Raw genomic sequence first — 21,570 nt, 5'->3', positions numbered from 1 at the left:
TTATTTAAAGATAATCAAATGTTGTTTTTGGATATTGTTGTCTTGAGTGTGGCTGAGTAATGTAAGCGCTATAACAACGGGGGCTTAGTTTGTCCCGCCTGAAATTGATGAGGAGAACACCGATGACCGCAACGCCTGGCGCAAGCAAATACCCACATCTTCTGGAGCCTCTGGATCTTGGTTTTACCACTCTGCGTAACCGCACCCTGATGGGCTCTATGCACACCGGCTTGGAAGAAGTGAAGCAAGGGTTCGAGCGCCTGGCTGCATTTTATGCGGAGCGTGCTCGTGGCGGCGTTGGTCTTATCGTTACTGGGGGAATCGGACCTAACAGCGAAGGTTCGGTGTTTCAGCATGCGGCAAAGATGAGCACCGAAGAAGAGTCTGACAAGCACAAGGTGATCACTCAGGCCGTGCACGAGGCTGATGGCAAGATCTGTATGCAGATTCTGCATGCAGGGCGTTATGCCTACTCGCCCGAGTTGGTTGCGCCGTCGGCGATTCAGGCGCCTATTAATCCGTTCAAGCCCAAAGAGCTTGATGAAGCGGGTATCGAGAAGCAGATCGATGACTACGTTAATTGTTCTGCGTTGGCCCAGCGTGCCGGCTATGACGGCGTCGAAATCATGGGTTCGGAAGGTTACTTCATTAACCAGTTTATCGTTGCTCATACCAACCACCGTACCGACCAGTGGGGTGGCAGTTATGAGAATCGCATTCGTCTTCCTATCGAAATTGTGCGCCGCGTCCGTGAGCGGGTCGGTGAGAATTTCATCATTGTTTATCGTTTGTCGATGCTGGACCTGATCGAGGACGGCAGTACTTGGGAAGAAGTGGTTCATCTGGCGAAAGAAATCGAAAAAGCCGGTGCCACCATCATCAATACCGGTATCGGCTGGCACGAGGCCCGCGTGCCTACGATCGCCACGTCAGTGCCCCGCGGAGCCTTCACGAAAGTCACCGCTCGGTTGAAGGGTGAGGTGAGTATCCCGCTGGTGACCACAAACCGGATTAATATGCCTGATGTGGCCGAAAAAGTGCTGGCGGAAGGTGATGCGGACATGGTGTCTATGGCTCGTCCATTCCTGGCAGATGCAGATTTGGTGCTGAAGGCGGCAGAAGATCGCGCCGAGGAGATCAATACCTGTATCGGGTGCAACCAGGCCTGTCTGGATCATACCTTCAGCGGCAAGCTGACCACTTGTTTGGTTAACCCGCGCGCCTGTAATGAAACTGAATTGGCCTATGTTAAAACCATGAAGCCGAAATCGATTGCGGTGGTGGGTGCCGGTCCAGCAGGGCTTGCGTTTGCCGCTGTTGCAGCCGAGCGAGGCCACAACGTGACAGTGTTTGACGACGCCAGTGAGATTGGTGGTCAGTTCAACGTGGCCAAGCGCATACCGGGCAAAGAAGAGTTTTACGAAACGCTTCGTTATTACCGTGTCATGCTCGATAAGCACGGCGTTGAGGTGCGTTTGAATACTCGCGTTTCGGAAGCTGAGCTAAAGGCTGGCGGATTTGACGAAGTGGTTCTTGCCACCGGGGTTAAGCCGCGTACGCCTGAAATTGAAGGTATTGATCACCCGAAAGTGATCGGCTATCTGGATGCCATTCTGAAGCGTAAGCCAGTCGGTCAGAAGGTGGCTGTCATCGGTGCCGGTGGTATTGGATTTGACGTCTCCGAGTTCATTGTTCACGAAGGCGATTCTCCATCGCTGAATACCGAGCACTTCATGAAAGAGTGGGGTGTTGATCTGACCGTTGAACATCGCGGTGGTATTAAAGGTGTTCAGGCTGAAGTTCCAGCGCCGGCCCGCGAGGTTTACCTGTTGCAGCGTAAAGTTTCCAAAGTCGGTAAGAATTTGGGCAAGACCACAGGCTGGATTCATCGCACTTCGTTGAAGAATCGCGATGTTCAGATGATACCGGGTGTGAGCTATCGAAAGATCGACGATGAAGGTCTGCATATTACGGTGACGCCCAAAGGCGCCGAGCAAGGGGAAGACAAATTGTTGCCGGTTGATACGGTGATAATTTGCGCGGGTCAGGATCCGCTGCGCGATATGCAGGCGGGACTGGAAGCGGCTGGTTTGCCGGTGCACCTGATCGGTGGTGCTGATGTGGCGGCTGAACTGGATGCAAAGCGAGCGATCGATCAAGGTAGCCGATTGGCCGCTGAAATCTGATCACAAAACGTTTCAGTTTTTCTCTGTGTTTCGGGATATGTCTAGCTAGACTGTGTGAAGGATGGCTCGATTTGGAGTCTTGGCGCCTCTAAAGGCGCCTTGTAATAGAGTTCCCGAAACGCGGAGAAAGTTCATGGTTATTGCCGGCCAAACTGCTGAGGGCCACTCGGCAGTATTTTTTATGGATGGAGCGCAGGTTGCGCGCCAGATGCGGTTGTCGGAATTTGATGCGTTTCTGGATGGTTATGTGGGCCTTTCAGATCTTGCTGAAACGGATGTACGTGCGGTACTCGTCAAACTGAACCCGGATCTGACGATTGCGGCTCTGGTTTTTTTTAAGATCTGGTTTGATGAGGAAGGTCAAGCTGATAGAACTTGGAATGTGCCGATTGAAACGTTGGCTGAGCAAGGTTCTAAAGGTCCGGATCTGGGTGGTGGCGCGATTCGCCTGGTGTGCCTGAGCCAGACTCCGGATGCCACGATCAAGGACTTCCTTTGGGACCCGGATATGACGCCGGGAAACAGTCATTTCCATTCTATTCGAAAGTCGGTACAGACCAATTCGCTTCGGTTTCAAAAAATTGAAACAAGGGAACGGGATATTCCTGTCCTGGACGAGCCCGCCGAAGTCGAAGGTGACGACGATTCCCAAGAGCGGGCCCGCATGGCCCAACTGCTTCGTGAACATCGTTTGCGTATTAAAACCCTCCAAACTGTGCACCGGGATGTTTTAAACGATCTGCAGCGTGAGCATCGCCTTGAAATGCAGGCGCTTCGGTCTGAGTTTTCTGAGCTGGAGCAGCAGCATGAGCGCATGCGGCATACCAATGAACAGCTGAAGCGCCGGTTGTCAGAGCGAAACGAGCAGTATCTTTCCATGCAACAAAGTATGGCGAAGGCCGAGTCCGAATCGGATGACAAAGCTGGTGCTGAGTTGGTTTTGTTGCGAGAGCAGTTGCAGCGGAAACAGCGTGAGTTGCAGCTACGCGACGAGACCATTGATGCTCTGGAGCATGAGAATGACGAGCTCAAGAACCGAAAACCTCTCGAGGGCTCCCTGCTGGATAAGTTGGATGATCATTCGGTGTTTCTGGTGGCCTACCATCACGGGGTCGGTCATATAACGCTGCCAACAGCGGATATTGGTGTCTACTTCAAGAATCCGTTGGTCTATGCCGCTGAACGTTGTGGCTTGAATGAGCAAGCTTATGAAGAGTGGTTGGGGCATTATGAAAACCCGCTCTGTGCTCATAAAACTGAGGCAGGGCAGAGCTGCGGTGAGCCCATCGTACGCGTAACCCAGCCGGCGGAATTCAAGGCGGGAGTTGACGATCGCTGCGACGCCCATAAGCCCTGATGTCGAACTTTTTTTAGTATCTGCGCGAGTTTCGTTAAACTGTCCTTAACTTTGTTAAAGATCAGGGCAGCGGATTGCTGCGCCTGTCTCATATAGGCACCACGGGATACTTCATGGATCAATTCAGGAATATCGGCATCATCGGCCGCATGGGCAGCGTGAAGGTGGTTGAATCGCTGCGTCAGCTCAAGCAATACCTGACGGCCAATAACTATCAGGTCATTATTGAAGAAGACACAGCCACCATGATTCCGGGCCATGGTCTTCAGGTTGCCAGCAAAAAACTGCTGGGGGAGATTTGTGATCTTGTCATCGTGGTTGGTGGTGATGGTAGTTTGCTGGGCGCGGCGCGAGAGTTGGCCAAATCCAAAGTACCGATTCTCGGCGTTAACCGGGGGCGGTTGGGATTTCTCACGGACATTTCCCCGGTGGACCTCGAGGAGCGCTTGGCGCAGGTTTTGGCCGGCGATTATATGGAAGAATCGCGTTTCCTGCTGGATGGCCACGTTGAGCGTAACGGCCAACCGTTGGGGTACGGTTCGGCGCTGAACGATGTTGTACTTCACCCCGGTAAGTCGACGCGGATGATCGGTTTTGATTTGTATATTGATGGCCACTTTGTCTATAGCCAGCGTTCTGACGGGCTGATTGTTGCAACTCCAACCGGGTCTACGGCCTATTCGTTGTCAGCAGGCGGTCCGATCATGCACCCCAAGCTGGATGCCGTCGTCCTCGTTCCCATGTTCCCGCACACCTTGAGCAGTCGCCCGATCGTGGTGGATGGCAAAAGTGAGATCAAACTGGTGATCGGCGAAACCAATGAAACCTATCCGCAAATCAGTTTTGATGGCCAGATGAACATTGCGTGTGCCCCCGGCGATATCATTCGAATCACCAAAAAGCCGTTCAAGATCCGTCTTATTCATCCGACCGATCACAATTTCTATGCCACCTGCCGTGACAAGCTGGGTTGGGCAAGCGAGATAGCAGCGAGTTGATCATGGTGCGAGCAAACGAAGTCGGAAGTCGCGGTTACGATGTTATTGGTGATGTGCATGGTTGTGCGAACACCCTTGAGCAATTACTGGAACAAATGGGGTACCGCAAACTAAACGGTGTTTACCAGCACCCTCGCCGGCAGGCTATCTTTATCGGTGACATCATCGATCGTGGCCCAAGAATACGAGAATCGCTGCACCTGGTTCGGGATATGGTTGAGCGCGGCTCCGCCCGGATTGTGATGGGCAACCATGAATATAATGCGTTGGGCTACTGCACGCGCGCGCGCCCGGGCAGTGGAAAGCAATTTTTGCGTGAACACAATCCTCGCCATGACCGGTTGATTAAGGAAACGCTCGAGCAATTTGATGCTTACCCCCATGAATGGAATGAGTTTCTGGAGTGGTTTTACACCATTCCTTTGTTTATTGAAGAAGATGGCTTCCGGGCCGTTCACGCCTGCTGGGACCAATCATTGATTGACCTGTTTCGCGAGAATCAGGGTGGGGCGTGCATCGATGAAGATTTCCTTCATGCGTCTGCTGCGATTGAATCGTTTGCGGGCCAAGTCATGGATACGCTTCTTCGTGGCACAGATCTTCGTTTGCCTGAGGGCGTAAAAATTACGGGGCGTGATGGCTATACCCGAGAGTTTTTTCGAACCAAGTTTTGGGCCGACAACCCTCAAACCTACGCTGATGTAGTGTTTCAGCCAGACCCACTGCCAGCCGACGTGGCGGCAATGAAGTTGACGCCCGAGGAGCGGGCCCAATTGATTACCTACCCGCAAGATGCGCCTCCGGTTTTCGTTGGTCATTACTGGATGGACAGTGAGCCGGCACCTTTGAAACATAACGTGGCCTGCATCGATTACAGTGCCGTGAAGTACGGAAGGATGGTGGCGTACCGAATGGACGGTGAAAAAGCCCTGTCAAAAGATAAGTTTGTTTGGGTGGATGTCAGCCGTCCTGATCAAACCGATTACCCGATCAGCGAAGACAGTGTCGCTCGATAACCCCTAGTGAGGTAAGTTTGGATAATCCGAGTTCTTCCCCTGTGACCCCGGATGGCCGTTGGCAGCCGGGGCCCAAACATGCGCCGTTTGTCATCGCAGTGCTTGCGCTTGCGTTAGTCATGGTTTGGCTGACCGGCATGGGGCAAAATGCTTTGGCGGTAAAACTGACCGCTGTAGATCCCAGAATTGTGCCTTGGCATGTCTTCGAGACCCTGCAAGGACGGTGGGATGCACTGTTGGCAACTTTGGCAGCTGGCGAAGTCTGGCGTCTGATAACGCCCGACTTTCTGCATTTCAGCTGGACCCATCTGATATTCAATGCCGTGATGCTTTGGTTTCTTGGCAGTCAGATTGAGTGGATAGATGGCCGGGCACGCCTGATCGCTCTGTTTATGGTTACCAGTCTTGCTTCCAATATACTGCAATACTTGGTGTCTGGACCTTTGTTTGGCGGGCTGTCCGGGGTGGTTTATGGGATTTTGGGGTATTGCTGGTTGAGTCAGCAACGGCGCCCTCGGTTTCAATTTCCGCCGGCTTTGGTGACCTTCGCGCTGGTTTGGATGGTCATTGGTTTTACGCCGATACCTGAATGGGTTGGATTGGGCCGTATGGCTAACGAAGCGCATTTGGGCGGCTTTCTCGGGGGGCTGGCGATGGCGCTGGTGATTCCTCCCCATAAAAAAAGCCTCACCGAACGGTGAGGCTGAAAAGAGCTATTAGCTCCTGATGAGAGAGACCAAATGATACGACCAGTGTCATTTGGTTTGAAAATAATAATCGTTATCATTTGCGTCTGTCAAACGGATTTGCCGATTTTTTTACGAACCTATTTTCAAGGGGTGGGTCATGACCTACGACGAACTGATTGAGCGGCTGGATCCGACCGTATACCGCAACCTTAAACAGGCCATTGAGCTGGGTAAGTGGCCAGATGGTCGAGCCATTTCTCGTGAACAGCGTGCGATTTGTCTCGAGGCGGTCATTTATTTCGAAAACAAGCACAACATGCCGGAAGAAGAGCGGGTGGGGTATTTGGACCGCGGCGAAAAAGCCGGCACGGCTTGCGACCCGTCCGTGCAGTTTCGGAAGGACCTCCAAAAGCAGAGCAACGATGTAGACCCGGATCAATTCGTTGAGGTTAAGGTTTGACTGACTCCATCGATGTGACCGGGCGTCTTCGGAAAATGCCTGCCGAGGCGGGCAATCCGGTGGCTTACACCTTGGCGGTGGGCGATACCCGTATTCCCATGAATGAGCTGATCGGGAAAACGCTCCGGTTGGACTTTGAAGGTGTTATCCGTTGTATCAATTGCGACCGCACCACCAAAAAGAGCTTTAGCCAGGGCTTTTGTTATCCCTGTTTTCGCAAGTTGGCGGCCTGCGATAGCTGCATCATGAGCCCTGAGAAGTGCCACTTTCATCTGGGCACCTGCCGTGAGCCCGAATGGGGCGAAGCCAACTGCATGGTTGAGCACGTGGTGTATTTGGCCAATTCCAGCGGGCTGAAAGTCGGCATCACCCGAGGTACCCAGGTGCCCACGCGCTGGATTGATCAGGGCGCGGTGGATGCCATTCCCATGTTGCGCGTGTCTAGCCGCTATCTGTCGGGGTTGGTGGAGGTCGCTTGCAAGAGCCATGTCGCCGACCGCACCAACTGGCGGGCTATGCTGAAAGGCGATGTGCCTGAGCTGGATCTTGTTGAAGAACGCCGCCGAATATTGGCTCTCGTGGAAGATGATCTTGCAGAGTTAAAGCGCCAACACGGCGAAGACAGCCTGCGAATTGTGGACGAGGCCTCGCTTGGGCTGGGCTATCCCGTGGAGGTCTGGCCGGCTAAAGTGAAATCCCATAATCTGGATAAAACGCCGGAAGTAGAGGGTCTGCTTGAAGGTATTAAAGGTCAGTACCTGATGCTCGATACCGGGGTAATTAACATTCGAAAATTTACCGGTTATGAAGTCCGGTTCCGGGTTATTGACTGAGCCCGTCACGTTTTTTGTTTGGAGAGTATTAATGCGAACCAACCAGCCACAAACCATTTACCTGAACGAATACAAGGTTCCCGCGTACTTGGTTGACCGTGTGGATTTGCGTTTCGAACTGTTTGAAGACGGTGCTCGGGTGCACAGCACGATGGCCGTGCGACGAAACCCCGAGAGCACGCACGCGGAAGCGCCTCTGGAGCTCAATGGTGACAGCTTGAAGCTGGAATCTGTGTCGTTGGATGGCTCGTTGCTGGCAGGCGATGCTTATGAGGAGCAGGGTGACAAGTTGGTGGTTCACGCAGTGCCCGCCCAGTTCGAGCTTAATGTGGTGACCTGGATAGAACCTCAGAACAATACCCGTCTGGAAGGATTGTACAAATCATCCGGGATGTTCTGTACCCAATGTGAAGCCGAGGGTTTCCGCTGTATTACTTACTATCCGGACCGCCCGGATGTGATGGCGGTCTTCCGTACTCGCGTGGAGGCTGACAAGTCCGCTTACCCGATTCTGCTTTCTAACGGTAACCCGATAGAACAGGGTGAGCTTGAAGGTGGTCGCCATTTCGTTACCTGGGAAGATCCGTTCCCGAAACCGGCTTACTTGTTCGCTCTGGTTGCTGGTGATCTGGTTGAAAAGAAAGACACCTTCACGACTTGCTCTGGCCGAACCATCGCTTTACGCATGTACGTGGAACCGAGAAACGCGGCCAAGTGCGACTTCGCCATGGATGCTTTGAAGCGTTCCATGCGTTGGGATGAAGAGGTTTATGGCCGGGAATACGATCTGGATATTTTCATGATCGTAGCGGTCGACGACTTCAATATGGGCGCGATGGAAAACAAGGGACTGAATATTTTCAATTCGTCCTGCGTGCTGGCCAGTCAGGAGACTGCAACCGATGCGTCGTTCCAGCGCATAGAGGCCATCGTGGCGCACGAATATTTTCATAACTGGTCAGGTAACCGGGTGACCTGTCGTGACTGGTTTCAGCTGAGCCTGAAAGAAGGCTTTACGGTGTTTCGGGATGCTCAGTTCTCTGCGGACATGGGCTCGCCGACCGTTAAGCGCATTGAAGATGCAACCCTTCTGCGCACCGCCCAGTTTGCTGAAGATGCCGGGCCTATGGCGCATCCGGTTCGGCCCGAGTCCTACATGGAGATTTCTAACTTCTACACCCTGACCATTTATGAGAAGGGTGCCGAAGTGGTGCGGATGATTCATAACCTGTTGGGTGATGAGTTGTTCCGGAAAGGCAGTGACCTTTACTTTGAACGCCACGACGGCCAAGCGGTAACGACCGATGACTTTGTGGGAGCCATGGAGGATGCTTCCGGTCGAGACTTGAGCCAGTTCCGTCTGTGGTATCAGCAGGCCGGTACGCCAATTGTCGCGGTTGCAGACGACTACGACGAGCAGCTCTGTGTTTACCGCCTGAATATTCGCCAGAGCATCCCGGATACGCCGGGCCAGTCGGATAAGAAACCCCAGCACATACCGTTTGCTCTAGGGTTGCTCGATACAGCAGGTAAGCCCCTGTCGCTGAATTTGAGTGCGGACGAGCAAGGCGGGCCGGTTGAGCGTGTGCTCGAGCTGACCGAGACTGAGCACAGTTTCGAATTCTATGGTGTGCCCGAGCGCCCGGTGCCTTCGTTGCTTCAGAATTTTTCCGCACCGGTTCGTGTGCAGTATCCGTGGAGCCGTGAGCAGTTACTGTTTTTGATGAGCCATGATCCTGACGGGTTTAACCGTTGGGATGCTGGCCAGCGTCTGGCTGTTGATGTGATTCAGTCCTTGATCGGTGCGGCAGATGATGCCGAGATTGAGCCGAGATTGGTGGAGGCTTATCGCAGTTTGCTGAACGATGCCTCGTTGGATCAGGCGCTGGTGGCGAAAATGCTGCTGTTGCCTTCAGAAGCCTATTTGGTCGAACTGGCTGAGCAAGCCGATGTACCGGCTATCCATGAGGCACGCCAGCGAGTGCTGACCCACCTGGCGGAGTCGCTTCGAGACGAGTTGGTGGCGTGTTATCAGCGCAGCCAAATGCAAGCGGATTACCAACTGACACCGGATGCCATTGCACTTCGCAGTCTTCGCAATACCGCACTGGCGTGGCTTCTGCACATCAAGGATGCTCAGGGCTTGGCCTTCGCGCGCGACCAATATCGCGCAGCTGACAATATGACGGATCGCTTGGGAGCCTTGCGCGCGTTGGTGAATTCCGAATTCGTGGATGAGCGTGAGCAGGCTTTGGCCGAGTTCTACGATCAGTTCAGCGATGATCCTCAGGTCGTTGAAATGTGGTTCTCGGTTCAGGCCGCTAGTCATCAGGCTGGGCAGTTGCCACAAATTCGGGAGCTTCTTCAGCATGCAGCGTTCGATTGGAAGAACCCGAATAAGGTTCGTTCGGTGGTTGGGGCGTTTGCCAGTCAGAATCTGGCAGCGTTCCATAATGCGGATGGCAGCGGTTATCAGTTCCTGGCGGACCAGGTGTGCAGGCTCGACGATAGCAATCCACAGATTGCTGCACGTTTGATTTCACCCCTGACTCGATGGAAAAAATTTGCCCCTCAGTATGGGGAACAGATGAAGGCTGCTTTAGAGCGTGTACGCAATAAAAATGAGCTTTCCCGCGATGTTTATGAGGTCGTTGTGAAAAGTTTGGCCGATTGATGCAGAGGTAATGGAACCAAGACGCCGTTGGCCCCGTGTAGAGGGTGGGGCCAACGGTGGCGGACACTGACTGGATACAAAATCGCACTTTTGGTCGATAGACTTTGTTGCTCAATCGGCTAACCTGAAAGAAAGTTTGAGTAGTGTCAGACAATAACAAGACGGCCCGTTAGAGGCTTTCAGACGACTTTAAGGTTACACAATGAACTATAAGAAGAGTGTATGGCTCGGTGGGCTGTTGGCATTGTCATTCGCTGCGTTGCCGGTTTCTGCCGCCGTATCTTCAAGCCAGGCCGCACGTCTTGGTAATGATCTCACACCAATGGGATCGATAAAGGCGGGTAACGACGCTGGAACGATTCCAGCTTGGACCGGAGGTCTGACAGAGCCACCTGCCGGCTATGAAGGCAGTGGGCAGCATCACATTGATCCATTCCCGGACGACGAGGTCCTGTTCGAAATTAATGCTTCCAATATGGAGCAGTACAGCGAACATCTGTCCGATGGCGTCAAGGCCATGTTCGAAACCTACCCGACGACTTTCCGGATTCCGGTTTATCAGTCGCGCCGTACTCATGCGGTGCCAGGCTGGATTGAAAAAAATATCAAGAAAAATGCTACCAACGCCCGGATAGTGGGCGAAGCAGAAGGCCTGGAGGGCGCTTTCGGCGGTTATCCCTTCCCGATTTTGCACGGATCGGATGAAGAAAAAGCATGGCAGGTAATCTGGAACCATCTGGTGCGCTGGCGCGGTATCTCAGTTACCCGTCGTAGCAGCGAAGTGGCTGTGCAAACCAATGGCGACTACAGTCTGGTTACCTCACAGCAAGAAGCCTTCGTCAATTTCTACAATCCTGAAGGCGGTGAAAAAGATCTGGATAACGTGATCTTCTATTACCTGTCGTTCACCCAGTCTCCACCGCGATTGGCGGGTGGCGCTATTCTGGTCCATGAAACCCTTAATCAGATTGTGAGTCCGCGTAACGGCTGGGGATACAACGCGGGTCAGCGTCGTGTTCGCCGTGCGCCTAACCTTGGGTATGACTCACCAATCGCTGCTGCGGATAACCTGCGTACGGCCGACGACACCGATATCTTTAACGGTGCGATGGATCGCTACAACTGGAACTACGAGGGTTTGAAAGAGATTTACATTCCCTATAACAACTACCGGATTGGCGAGAAAGACACGCCTTACTCCGAGATTCTGGGAGTGACCCACCTTAATCCGGACCTCACCCGCTGGGAGCTGCATCGTGTCCACGTTGTCGAGGCTACCTTGAAAGACGATGAGCGTCATATCTACGGAAAGCGCCGTTTCTATGTCGATGCGGATAGCTGGAATACGGCTCTGTTGGATCAATATGACGGTCGAGGCAATTTATGGCGTGTCACCATGGGTATTCTGAAGAACTACTATGAGCTGCCTGGCGTTTGGACGGCGCTTGATGTCTATCATGATCTTCAGGCTCGTCGATATCACGTACTTGGCTTGGATACTGAAGAGCCGAATACGCGCGTTTTCACCGACGATGTCCCGAATAGACGTTATTTCTCACCGTCCTCTTTGCGTCGGCGCAGTGTGCGATAAATCGAAAGGCGGCGGGCGACAGCTTGTCGCTGCAGTAGGAAGTGTGATCAAGACCGACAGCATAGTGCTTGCGGTCTGCTTGCGGCATCTGCGGCAACCGTTTCATGATTCAATCAACGTAAAGGCAATTTGAATGGCTAATAGGTTCAAGTGCGCGACACTGGGTTCTGCCTGTCTGGGCCTCTCCATGGCATTGGCAGCCCCCTCGGCGTCTGCGCTCACAGATATCATTGATATTCCAGCACGGGATACCGAGCTGGCTCCCGAGTCGTTGCTGAATGATGTGACCCGCGCTGGTGATCGTATTGTTGCGGTTGGTGAGCGTGGCCACATTATTTACTCCGATAACGAAGGTGAAACCTGGACTCAGGCTGATGTGCCTGTTTCGGTAACACTGACGGCCTTGGATTTTGGTACCGAAAACCATGGTTGGGCCGTTGGGCATAGTGGTGTTCTGCTGCATTCGTTAGATGCTGGTGAAAACTGGACCTTGCAGTTCGATGGTCTCAAGGCTGCAGCTTTGACCATTGAAAGCAAGAAAGAGCAGATTGCGGAAATGGAAGAGGTCATCGAACAGGCCCCCGAAGATCAGAAAGACGATCTTGAGTGGGCGCTGGATGATTTGATCTTTACCCTCGAAAATGCGGAAGCCGATTTGGAAGTGGGGCCTGTTAACCCCCTGCTCGATGTCTGGTTCGAGAATGATGAACACGGCTTTGCAGTGGGGGCCTACGGCATGATTCTGCGCACTCAGGACGGTGGTGAATCATGGCAGGACTGGTCACCTTTCATCGATAACGCGCAAAACTTTCACTACAACAGCATTAATCGGGTTGCCGGTGGTGCGCTCGTGCTGGTAGGGGAAGCGGGGCAGATTCATGTGTCTGTCGATAACGGTGATACCTGGGAAATGCGCGAAAGCCCATACCCGGGATCGCTGTTTGGTGTTACTGGCACCGGCAGTGCCAATGAAATATTGGCATTCGGCCTGCGTGGCACCACGATTTTTTCAAGTGATTTGGGGCGTAGCTGGACCATCGTTCCGAATGAAGGCAATACCACATTGAATAATGCGATCGTGACAGAAGATGGTCGCATTACTTTGGTGGGCAACGGTGGCGCTGTTTTGATGAGTGCCAATGGCGGTCAAAGCTTCGATGCATACTTCCGCAATGATCGGGGAAGTGTCATGGGTGCCGTTCCGCTGTCCGGGACCAATCTTTTGCTGGTCGGTGAGGGCGGAGTGAAATTCGCCGATTCTCACGGCAAGAACCTTAAATAACGCCCTGGTGTGGCATCAACGGATTAAAGGATAGAGGGCTTATTAATGTCTGACCCGATGCATGACAGGGGTGACCATTACCTGACAACGCCAAAAGCGGAACCGTTTCTTGAGCGTTTGCTTTTTAATAACCGGGCACTGATTCTAATCGGATTTTTCGTGCTGACGCTGTTCCTTGGCTACAACGCGGCCAAGATTCAGCCGGATGCCAGCTTTGAGCGGATGATACCGCTTGAGCATCCATATATTGTGAACATGCTCGACCATCGGGATGATCTGGAAAATCTGGGCAACTTTGTCCGCATTGCCGTAGCGGTTGAGGACGGCGATATTTTTGACCCCGAGTATATGGAAACCCTGAAGCAGATCACTGATGAGATGTTTTATCTCAACGGCGTGGATCGTTCGGGCCTGAAGTCACTTTGGACGTCAAACGTTCGCTGGGTAGAAGTCACCGAACAGGGCTTCCAGGGCGGTACGGTGATCCCTGATAACTACGACGGGTCCCGGGAAAGTCTTGAGAAGTTGCGTCAGAACGTACTGCGTTCTAACGAAGTCGGGCGTCTGATTTCAGACAACTTCCGCTCAACTGTGGTGTACGCACCGCTGTATGAGAAAAACCCTGAAACCGGCGAGGCTTTGGACTACGCCGAGTTCTCTCGTCAGCTAGAAGAGAAAATTCGCAGCAAGTATGAGGGGCAAAACCCTGAAATCAGTATCCACATCGTTGGCTTTGCCAAGAAAGTGGGTGACTTGATTGAAGGTATCGGTTCGATCGCTTGGTTCGCGGGTATTACGATTCTGCTGACCACACTGCTGCTGTTTTGGTACTCACGCTGCATCGCTGGAACGCTGGTGCCGGTGTTCACTTCGATCATTGCCGTGTTTTGGCAACTGGGTGCACTGAAATTGCTGGGGTATGGCTTGGACCCATATTCGGTATTGGTTCCCTTTTTGGTTTTCGCCATTGGTATCAGTCACGGTGTTCAGATCGTTAACGCGATGGCCGTTGAGTCGGCCAAAGGCTTCGATGCTGTTACCTCGGCCCGTCTGGCCTTCCGTGCTTTGTATATCCCGGGCATGCTGGCTTTGATTTCTGACGCTATGGGCTTCTTGACTCTGGTGTTCATCGAGATCGACGTCATCCGCGACTTGGCCGTGGCGGCGGGCTTGGGTGTTGCGTTCGTTATCGTGACCAATCTCGTGCTGCACGTTTTGATCATGTCTTACATTGGCATTTCGAAGGGTGGTGTGCGCCACGTACAGAATCATGGTGAGAAGCAGGATCGCAAGTGGCGCATCATGTCTTATTTCTCCCATCCGGGTGTGGCTCCCATCTCGTTGCTGATCGCTGTCATTGGTCTTGGGCTGGGTATGTACTACAAGCAGGACTTGAAAGTCGGTGACCTTGATCAAGGTGCGCCCGAGCTGCGAGCAGACTCCCGTTACAATAAAGACAATGCCTTTATCATCGACAACTACTCCACCAGTGCTGATGTGTTGGTTGTCATGGTGAAGACGCCGGAAGAGCAATGTACTCAGTACAACGTGCTTCGGGCGATGGATAGCCTGCAGTGGGAACTACAGAACACCCCGGGTGTTCAGGGTTCTGTGTCGTTGGCGGACGTGTCTAAATTGGTGACCAAGGCGCTTAACGAAGGTAACTGGAAATGGTTTGAGATTTCTCGTAACCAGACCATTATCAACGCTTCCATTCGTGATGCGCCTTCGGGCCTGATTAACACAAGTTGCGATTTGACTCCGGTCTTGGTGTTCTTGGAAGACCACAAAGCAGAGACCCTGCAGACCGTTATCGAACGGACCGAGGCCTTCGCTCAGGCTAACAGCAACGAAGAGCATACGTTCTTGCTGGCCGCCGGTAACGCAGGTATCGAAGCCGCCACTAACGAAGTGATTTCGGGCGCCAAAGACATCATGCTCTTGTTGGTATACAGCGTGGTGAGTTTGCTTTGCTTCCTGACGTTCCGCTCGCTGCGCGCAGTAGCGTGTATCGTGATACCGCTGGGGCTGACCTCGATTCTGTGTGAAGCCATCATGGCAATGTCTGGTATCGGTATTAAAGTGGCAACTTTGCCGGTCATTGCTCTGGGTGTTGGTATCGGTGTGGATTACGGCATCTATATCTACAGCAAGCTGGAGCACTTCCTGCTGGAAGGGAAAACCTTGCAAGAGGCGTACTATGAAACTCTACGCTCAACAGGCAAGGCTGTTATCTTTACTGGTGTAACACTGGGGCTTGGTGTGGTGACCTGGATATTCTCACCGATCAAATTCCAGGCCGATATGGGCTTCCTGCTGTTCTTTATGTTCCTGTGGAACATGGTAGGTGCCATATGGCTGTTGCCAGCGTTGGCGAGGTTCCTGTTGCGGCCAGATAAAATGCTGGCCAAGGCAAGAGCAGCTGCCAAGTCCTGATAGTGGCTTAAAACTATGAAAAAGCCCGCATTTGCGGGCTTTTTTTGTTTTCCGTTCAGCTGTTTAGCGACACAATCGTTTCTTTATTTATCGACCGATGTGTTCTATGTTTTAATTCGAGCGAAAGATTTGCCCGTAGGAATGAATGGGCGAGTGACAATAATCACCTAGAAAGGGAAGAGTACACATGACACTGAAACTCAAAGCGTCCGCAATGGCCGTAGCAGCCGCCATTAGCCTTGGATCTGCATCCACTTCTGTTTCAGCCCAGGACCAGCGTTTTGTGACGATCGGTACCGGTGGCGTAACAGGTGTTTATTATCCGGCAGGTGGCGCAATCTGTCGTCTGGTCAATATGGATCGCAAAGAGCACGGTATCCGTTGTTCTGTTGAGAGTACCGGCGGTTCGGTATACAACCTGAACGCTATCCGCGCTGGCGAGCTGGACTTGGCTGTTGCCCAGTCTGACTGGCAGTACCACGCATTTAACGGAACAAGTCAGTTCGAAGATGCCGGCAAGAACGAGAAGTTGCGCGCGGTCTTCTCTCTGCACCCAGAGCCGTTTACCGTAATTGCCAGCAAGGGCTCCGGTATCAAGAACTTTGAAGACCTGGAAGGCAAGCGGGTCTCTGTAGGCAACCCGGGTTCAGGTCAGCGTGCGACCGCTGAAGTATTGATGGATGCCATGGGCTGGGATATGGATAAGTTCTCTCTGGCCGCTGAAATCAAGGCAGCAGAGCAGTCCCAGGCTCTGTGTGATGGTAACATCGACGCCTTCTTCTACACCGTTGGTCACCCGTCTGGTGCCATCAAAGAAGCGACCACCTCGTGCGACAGTGTTGTCGTGAACGTTGACAACAAAGCCAGCCAGAAGTTGATCGCAGACAACCCGTATTATCGTCAAGCGACCATCCCGGGCGGTATGTATCGTGGCTCCGACCAGGACGTAACTACCTTTGGTGTGGCTGCAACATTCGTGTCGTCCACTGACGTGCCGGATGACGTGGTCTACGCGGTCGTGAAGGCGGTGTTCGAGAATTTCGATAGCTTCAAGCGTCTGCATCCTGCGTTTGGCAACCTGAAGAAAGAAGAGATGGTTGCTGATGCCCTGAGTGCGCCTCTGCACCCGGGTGCGGCCAAGTACTATCGTGAAGCCGGTCTGATCGACTAACAGGCTGTGCACGTATCAGGGCGAGCTTGGCTCGCCCTGAATTCCCCATCGAGTTATCTACACATCACAGGTACATTCAATGACAAAGAATGACTCCGGTCCCGGCGCGAGTGTGGATGCTGCCAAAGTTGAACAGGTGTTACAGACGGAAACCGGGGGCAGGGCGCTTGTCGGGCCTGCGGCAGTAATCCTCTTTATCATTCCAGTTTGCTGGTCTTTGTTTCAGCTTTGGATTGCATCACCACTTCCGTTCATTCTGAATTTCGGCATTTTCAATTCTACAGAAGCGCGTTCAATCCATTTGGCGTTTGCCGTGTTTTTGGCTTTTTCTGCATTCCCTATGTTAAAGGGTGTGCACACAACCAAAGTGCCCATTTACGATTGGGTCTTGGCAGCCGCAGCCGCGGCTGCGGCCTCTTATCTATACGTTTTCTACGATCAACTCGCTCAACGTCCCGGGGCACCCATTACTCAAGATCTCTGGGTCGCTTTGGGTGGTTTGGTTTTGCTCTTGGAAGCCACCCGTCGAGCACTTGGACTCCCGTTAACGGTTGTCGCGGCGGTGTTTATTGGTTATTCGCTGGCCGGCCCATATATGCCGGACGTGATCTCTCACAAAGGTGTGAGCCTTAATAAGCTGGCCTCCCATCAATGGCTGGGCACCGAGGGTGTCTTCGGCGTCGCGTTGGGCGTTTCCACCAGCTTCGTCTTCCTGTTTGTGCTCTTCGGCGCTTTGTTGGAGCGCGCAGGAGCGGGTAATTACTTCATCAAAGTAGCCTACGCCATGCTTGGGCACATGAAAGGTGGGCCGGCTAAGGCTGCGGTGGTGTCGAGCGGCCTCAGTGGTGTTATCTCCGGTTCATCTATTGCCAATGTGGTGACAACGGGTACGTTCACCATTCCATTGATGAAACGTGTGGGTTTTCCGGCCACCAAAGCCGGCGCGGTTGAAGTGGCGGCGTCTACCAATGGCCAGTTAACGCCTCCAATCATGGGCGCTGCGGCCTTCCTGATGGTTGAGTACGTTGGTATTTCCTACCTGGAAGTTATTAAACATGCCATTCTTCCAGCGCTTATCTCCTACGTTGCCTTGGTTTACATCGTGCACCTTGAGGCCTGCAAATTGAACATGCAGGGCATTGAGCGATTGAATCGCCCAACACTGGCGCAGCGGATGTTGAACTGGGTGGTTGTGTTACTTGGTTTGTTTGCCCTAACGGCAATCGTTTACTTCGGCATCGGTTGGACCAAAGAGTATTTGGGCTCGGCTGCGATATGGGTGCTTGGCGGTGCTCTTCTGATTACTTACTGTGTGCTTGTCGGATACGCCACGAAGTTCCCGGAACTGGAAGTCGACGACCCTGAAAAGGATATGGGTGAGCTTCCGGAGGTGGGGCCAACGGTCAAAACCGGCTTGTATTACCTGTTGCCGGTTGTTGTGTTGGTCTGGTGTTTGACAGTTGAGCGTTTTTCGCCGCAGTTGTCCGCTTTCTGGGCAACCTTGTTCATGGTCTTTATCGTTATAACTCAACGGCCTCTGAAAGCCTTCTTCCGCAAACACGGCGGCTTGATGAGCGAGTTTGTTGGCGGGATTTCAGATCTATTCCACTCGCTTGCCACCGGCGGCCGTAACATGGTCGGCATCGGCGTCGCGACCGCGACGGCTGGCATCGTGGTGGGAACGGTGACGCTGACGGGTATTGGGTTGGTGATGACCCAGTTCGTGGAGTTCTTGTCCGGCGGCAATCTGTTGTTGATGCTTCTGTTCACAGCGGTGATCAGCCTGGTGCTGGGCATGGGGCTGCCGACCACGGCAAACTACATTGTGGTGTCTACTCTGATGGCGCCGGTGATTGTGACCCTCGGCGCTCAAAATGGCCTGTTGGTCCCGCTAATTGCGGTCCACCTGTTCGTATTTTATTTTGGAATACTGGCGGATGATACGCCGCCCGTGGGGTTGGCCGCCTATGCGGCGGCCGCCATTTCCGGAGCAGATCCGATACGAACGGGTATTCAGGGCTTTACCTACGATATTCGGACAGCCATTTTGCCGTTCATGTTTATCTTCAACACGCAGTTGCTCCTGATTGGGCTTACAGGATGGATTGATCTGTTGGTCACCATTGCCAGCGCAGTGACGGCGATGTTGGTGTTCTCGGCGGCCACACAGGGCTTCTGGTTCACCCGTACGCGTTGGTGGGAAACTCTGGCGCTGTTGTTGATTACCTTTGCCTTGTTCCGCCCCGGGTTCTTCTGGGACATGGTTTACCCTCCCTATGAAGAGCGTCAGGGCGAAGCCATCATGGAGTATGTTGAAACAGCGCCTAAAGACGAGGATGTGGTGTTCAGAGTGTCGGGAATGTCTCTCGACGGCAGCGACGTAACCACCTACGTGCAGCTTGATATGCCTGCTGGGGAGACTGGCGCGGAGCGATTGGCCGCTGCGGGTCTGGAAGTGTCGGAGTTTGATGGCGCATTGGCGGTGGACTTCGTCAACTTCGGTAGCCCTGCCGAAAAAGCGGGTATTCAGTTTGGTTGGACCATTGAAGCGGTTCAGGCAAGGCTGGATCGGCCGCCGCGGGAGTTGGTGTTTATTCCTGCCTTGATGTTGCTCGGGTTTGTGGCTTATGGCCAGCTGAGGCGCAAGGCCAGAGAAGAAACTCAGCCTCAGCCCGCGTAAATTCAAGGGTAGGTTAGTGTTGGTAGAAGCCCGGCATTGTTGCCGGGCTTTTTTCTGTTAAACTCGCCGTCAAATCGGCCCGCGGTTTGTGTCGCGGAAGCTGACAACCATGTGATCTTTGGTATAGATCACCGCTGAGAAACCATCAGGAGAACTCCATGCCCGTCATTACCCTGCCAGATGGCAGTCACCGTAGTTTTGCAGAACCCGTTACCGTTCACGACGTTGCCGCTGATATCGGCGCAGGCTTGGCGAAAGCAGCCTTGGCAGGGAAAGTGGATGGTCAGCTTGTGGATACCAGCCATCTGATTGAAGACGATGCTGAGCTGGCTATCGTAACGGAGCGTGATGAAGACGGCGTGGATGTTGTTCGACACTCTACCGCTCACCTTTTGGCAATGGCGGTGAAAGAGTTGTTCCCTGAAGCTCAGGTGACCATCGGGCCAGTTGTGGACAATGGTTTCTACTACGATTTCAAATACGATCGTCCGTTCACCAACGAAGATTTGGCGCGTATTGAAAAGCGGATGGAAGAGTTGGCCAAACAGGATATTCCGGTTTCCCGTTCGGTGATGTCCCGAGAGGATGCCGTTAAGCTATTTGAAGGCATGGGCGAGGATTACAAAGTTCAGATCATCGAAGACATTCCCGGTGATGAGGACTTGTCATTCTATCGTCAGGGTGACTTCATCGACTTGTGTCGTGGCCCTCACGTGCCAAACACTGGCAAGCTGAAAGCGTTCAAGCTGACCAAGGTAGCTGGTGCCTTCTGGCGTGGCGATCATAACAATGAGCAGCTGCAGCGGGTTTATGGCACGGCTTGGGGTAATAAAAAGGAACTCAAGGCGTACCTGAATCGTCTGGAAGAAGCTGAAAAGCGTGACCACCGGAAGATCGGTAAAAAGCTGAAGCTGTTTCATATGCAGGAAGAGTCGCCGGGTATGGTGTTCTGGCATCCGGATGGTTGGTCGCTGTATCAGGAGATCGAGCAGTATATGCGCGGTAAGCTGCGCAATCATGGTTATCAGGAAATCAAAACACCGCAGGTGGTTTCTCGCACCCTTTGGGAAAAATCCGGGCACTGGGACAAGTTCTCAGACGCCATGTTTACCACCGAATCCGAGAAGCACGATTACGCCATTAAGCCGATGAACTGCCCCTGTCACGTGCAGGTGTTCAACCAAGGACTCAAAAGCTACAAGGATTTGCCGCTGCGATTGGCCGAGTTTGGCTCCTGTCACCGTAACGAAGCTTCCGGTGCGCTGCACGGCTTGATGCGAGTTCGCGGGTTTACTCAGGATGATGCTCACATCTTCTGCGAAGAGGATGCGATTCAGCAAGAGGTGTCAGCGTTTATCCATCTGCTGCACGAAGTTTATGAAGACTTCGGCTTCTCCGAAATTCTCTACAAATTATCCACCCGCCCGGAAAAACGTGTAGGTTCAGATGAGGTGTGGGACAAATCAGAGGCCGCACTGGAAGAAGCGTTGAACCGTGCAGGTGTTGACTGGGAACTGTTGCCGGGCGAAGGTGCCTTCTACGGACCCAAAATTGAATTCTCTCTGAAAGACTGCATCGGTCGTGTTTGGCAGTGCGGTACGATTCAGGTAGATTTCTCGATGCCCGGCCGTTTGGGTGCTCAGTATGTGGCCGATAATTCCGAACGGAAAACGCCGGTTATGCTGCATCGTGCCGTTCTCGGGTCTTTTGAGCGATTTATCGGTATACTGATCGAAGAATATGAAGGTGCGTTCCCCACCTGGCTGGCCCCGACACAGATTGCGGTCTTGAATATCACGGATAATCAGCGTGATTATTGTCAGAATTTGGCCAAAAAATGGGATTCTTTGGGATATCGGGTAAATGCTGACTTGAGAAACGAGAAGATCGGCTTTAAAATCCGCGAGCATACTCTTAACAAGGTTCCCTATCTTGTCGTTGTAGGCGACAAGGAAATCGAGAACAATGCGGTGGCCGTGCGCACCCGTAAAGGTGAAGATTTAGGGACCCTATCGCTTGAAGCGTTTGAACAGCTATTGGCTGATGACATTCAACGCAAAGGCAAAACTAAAACGGAGATCTAATTATTAAACAGCGAGCGAATCGGGGGCGTACTCCAAAAGCGCCTATCAATGAGAATATTGACGCAACTGAAGTCCGCTTGATCGATGCCGAAGGCAATCAGGTTGGTGTTGTT

General features: G+C 52.9%; 14 protein-coding genes and 1 pseudogene. All 15 read left to right on the top strand.

Going from position 1 to position 21,570, the window contains the following annotated elements; translation table 11 throughout:
* The first annotated feature begins 122 nt into the window (after nt 1–122).
* Nucleotides 123–2,186 (top strand): NADPH-dependent 2,4-dienoyl-CoA reductase, encoded by a 2,064-nt coding sequence (locus tag VOI14_RS05885; protein ID WP_323751108.1) that lies wholly within the window; start codon nt 123–125, stop codon nt 2,184–2,186.
* A gap of 133 nt (nt 2,187–2,319) precedes the next feature.
* Nucleotides 2,320–3,543 carry a DNA repair protein gene (locus VOI14_RS05880; RefSeq protein WP_323751107.1) on the top strand — a complete coding sequence of 408 codons (1,224 nt, stop codon included), beginning with the start codon at nt 2,320–2,322 and terminating at the stop codon, nt 3,541–3,543.
* Nucleotides 3,544–3,656: 113 nt separating this feature from the next.
* Nucleotides 3,657–4,541: an NAD(+) kinase gene (locus VOI14_RS05875; RefSeq protein WP_323751106.1), complete on the top strand. Its 885-nt coding sequence runs from the start codon at nt 3,657–3,659 to the stop codon at nt 4,539–4,541.
* A 2-nt stretch (nt 4,542–4,543) separates the two neighbouring features.
* On the top strand, nt 4,544–5,557 hold the full coding sequence (locus VOI14_RS05870; protein WP_323751105.1) for a metallophosphoesterase: 1,014 nt from the start codon (nt 4,544–4,546) through the stop codon (nt 5,555–5,557).
* A gap of 17 nt (nt 5,558–5,574) precedes the next feature.
* Complete coding sequence (locus VOI14_RS05865) at nt 5,575–6,258, top strand: rhomboid family intramembrane serine protease (protein ID WP_323751104.1); 684 nt, start codon at nt 5,575–5,577, stop codon at nt 6,256–6,258.
* Between the two features lie 145 nt (nt 6,259–6,403).
* Nucleotides 6,404–6,706 (top strand): YeaC family protein, encoded by a 303-nt coding sequence (locus tag VOI14_RS05860; protein WP_323751103.1) that lies wholly within the window; start codon nt 6,404–6,406, stop codon nt 6,704–6,706.
* The gene (locus VOI14_RS05855; protein WP_323751102.1) at nt 6,703–7,539 is read left to right on the top strand and encodes a DUF2797 domain-containing protein; all 837 of its coding nucleotides are present in this window, start codon (nt 6,703–6,705) and stop codon (nt 7,537–7,539) included. Before VOI14_RS05860 ends, VOI14_RS05855 begins: the two co-directional genes overlap by 4 nt.
* A 31-nt stretch (nt 7,540–7,570) precedes the next feature.
* A complete protein-coding gene (gene pepN, locus VOI14_RS05850; protein ID WP_323751101.1) occupies nt 7,571–10,213 on the top strand; it encodes an aminopeptidase N in 2,643 nt (880 codons plus the stop codon).
* Nucleotides 10,214–10,415: 202 nt separating this feature from the next.
* Nucleotides 10,416–11,804, top strand: a complete 1,389-nt coding sequence (locus VOI14_RS05845; RefSeq protein ID WP_323751100.1) for a DUF1329 domain-containing protein — start codon at nt 10,416–10,418, stop codon at nt 11,802–11,804.
* 133 nt (nt 11,805–11,937) lie between these two features.
* Nucleotides 11,938–13,086, top strand: coding sequence for a WD40/YVTN/BNR-like repeat-containing protein (locus VOI14_RS05840; protein WP_323751099.1), 1,149 nt, complete (start codon nt 11,938–11,940; stop codon nt 13,084–13,086).
* Between the two features lie 45 nt (nt 13,087–13,131).
* Nucleotides 13,132–15,522 carry an efflux RND transporter permease subunit gene (locus tag VOI14_RS05835; RefSeq protein WP_323751098.1) on the top strand — a complete coding sequence of 797 codons (2,391 nt, stop codon included), beginning with the start codon at nt 13,132–13,134 and terminating at the stop codon, nt 15,520–15,522.
* Between the two features lie 187 nt (nt 15,523–15,709).
* Nucleotides 15,710–16,693, top strand: coding sequence for a TAXI family TRAP transporter solute-binding subunit (locus VOI14_RS05830; protein ID WP_323751097.1), 984 nt, complete (start codon nt 15,710–15,712; stop codon nt 16,691–16,693).
* Nucleotides 16,694–16,772: 79 nt separating this feature from the next.
* Entirely contained in the window at nt 16,773–19,373 is a 2,601-nt protein-coding gene (locus VOI14_RS05825) for a TRAP transporter permease (protein WP_323751096.1), read from the top strand.
* A 158-nt stretch (nt 19,374–19,531) separates the two neighbouring features.
* Nucleotides 19,532–21,457 (top strand): threonine--tRNA ligase, encoded by a 1,926-nt coding sequence (thrS, locus tag VOI14_RS05820; RefSeq protein ID WP_323751095.1) that lies wholly within the window; start codon nt 19,532–19,534, stop codon nt 21,455–21,457.
* A 2-nt stretch (nt 21,458–21,459) separates the two neighbouring features.
* Nucleotides 21,460–21,570 (top strand): annotated as a pseudogene (locus VOI14_RS05815) (translation initiation factor IF-3); the annotation flags it as partial.

The sequence above is a fragment of the Marinobacter sp. genome (assembly GCF_034669625.1).
Classification (GTDB): Bacteria; Pseudomonadota; Gammaproteobacteria; order Pseudomonadales; family Oleiphilaceae; genus Marinobacter.
Note: the sequence above shows the minus strand (reverse complement) of the source record. Positions and strands in the feature narration are given on the sequence as shown.

Excerpts from the sequence above, each read along its gene's own strand:
- thrS (WP_323751095.1), top strand. The coding sequence starts at position 19,532 with ATGCCCGTCATTACCCTGCCAGATGGCAGTCACCGTAGTTTTGCAGAA.
- VOI14_RS05825 (WP_323751096.1), top strand. The coding sequence starts at position 16,773 with ATGACAAAGAATGACTCCGGTCCCGGCGCGAGTGTGGATGCTGCCAAA.
- VOI14_RS05845 (WP_323751100.1), top strand. The coding sequence starts at position 10,416 with ATGAACTATAAGAAGAGTGTATGGCTCGGTGGGCTGTTGGCATTGTCA.
- VOI14_RS05830 (WP_323751097.1), top strand. The coding sequence starts at position 15,710 with ATGACACTGAAACTCAAAGCGTCCGCAATGGCCGTAGCAGCCGCCATT.
- pepN (WP_323751101.1), top strand. The coding sequence starts at position 7,571 with ATGCGAACCAACCAGCCACAAACCATTTACCTGAACGAATACAAGGTT.
- VOI14_RS05835 (WP_323751098.1), top strand. The coding sequence starts at position 13,132 with ATGTCTGACCCGATGCATGACAGGGGTGACCATTACCTGACAACGCCA.
- VOI14_RS05860 (WP_323751103.1), top strand. The coding sequence starts at position 6,404 with ATGACCTACGACGAACTGATTGAGCGGCTGGATCCGACCGTATACCGC.
- VOI14_RS05840 (WP_323751099.1), top strand. The coding sequence starts at position 11,938 with ATGGCTAATAGGTTCAAGTGCGCGACACTGGGTTCTGCCTGTCTGGGC.
- VOI14_RS05875 (WP_323751106.1), top strand. The coding sequence starts at position 3,657 with ATGGATCAATTCAGGAATATCGGCATCATCGGCCGCATGGGCAGCGTG.
- VOI14_RS05885 (WP_323751108.1), top strand. The coding sequence starts at position 123 with ATGACCGCAACGCCTGGCGCAAGCAAATACCCACATCTTCTGGAGCCT.
- VOI14_RS05880 (WP_323751107.1), top strand. The coding sequence starts at position 2,320 with ATGGTTATTGCCGGCCAAACTGCTGAGGGCCACTCGGCAGTATTTTTT.
- VOI14_RS05870 (WP_323751105.1), top strand. The coding sequence starts at position 4,544 with ATGGTGCGAGCAAACGAAGTCGGAAGTCGCGGTTACGATGTTATTGGT.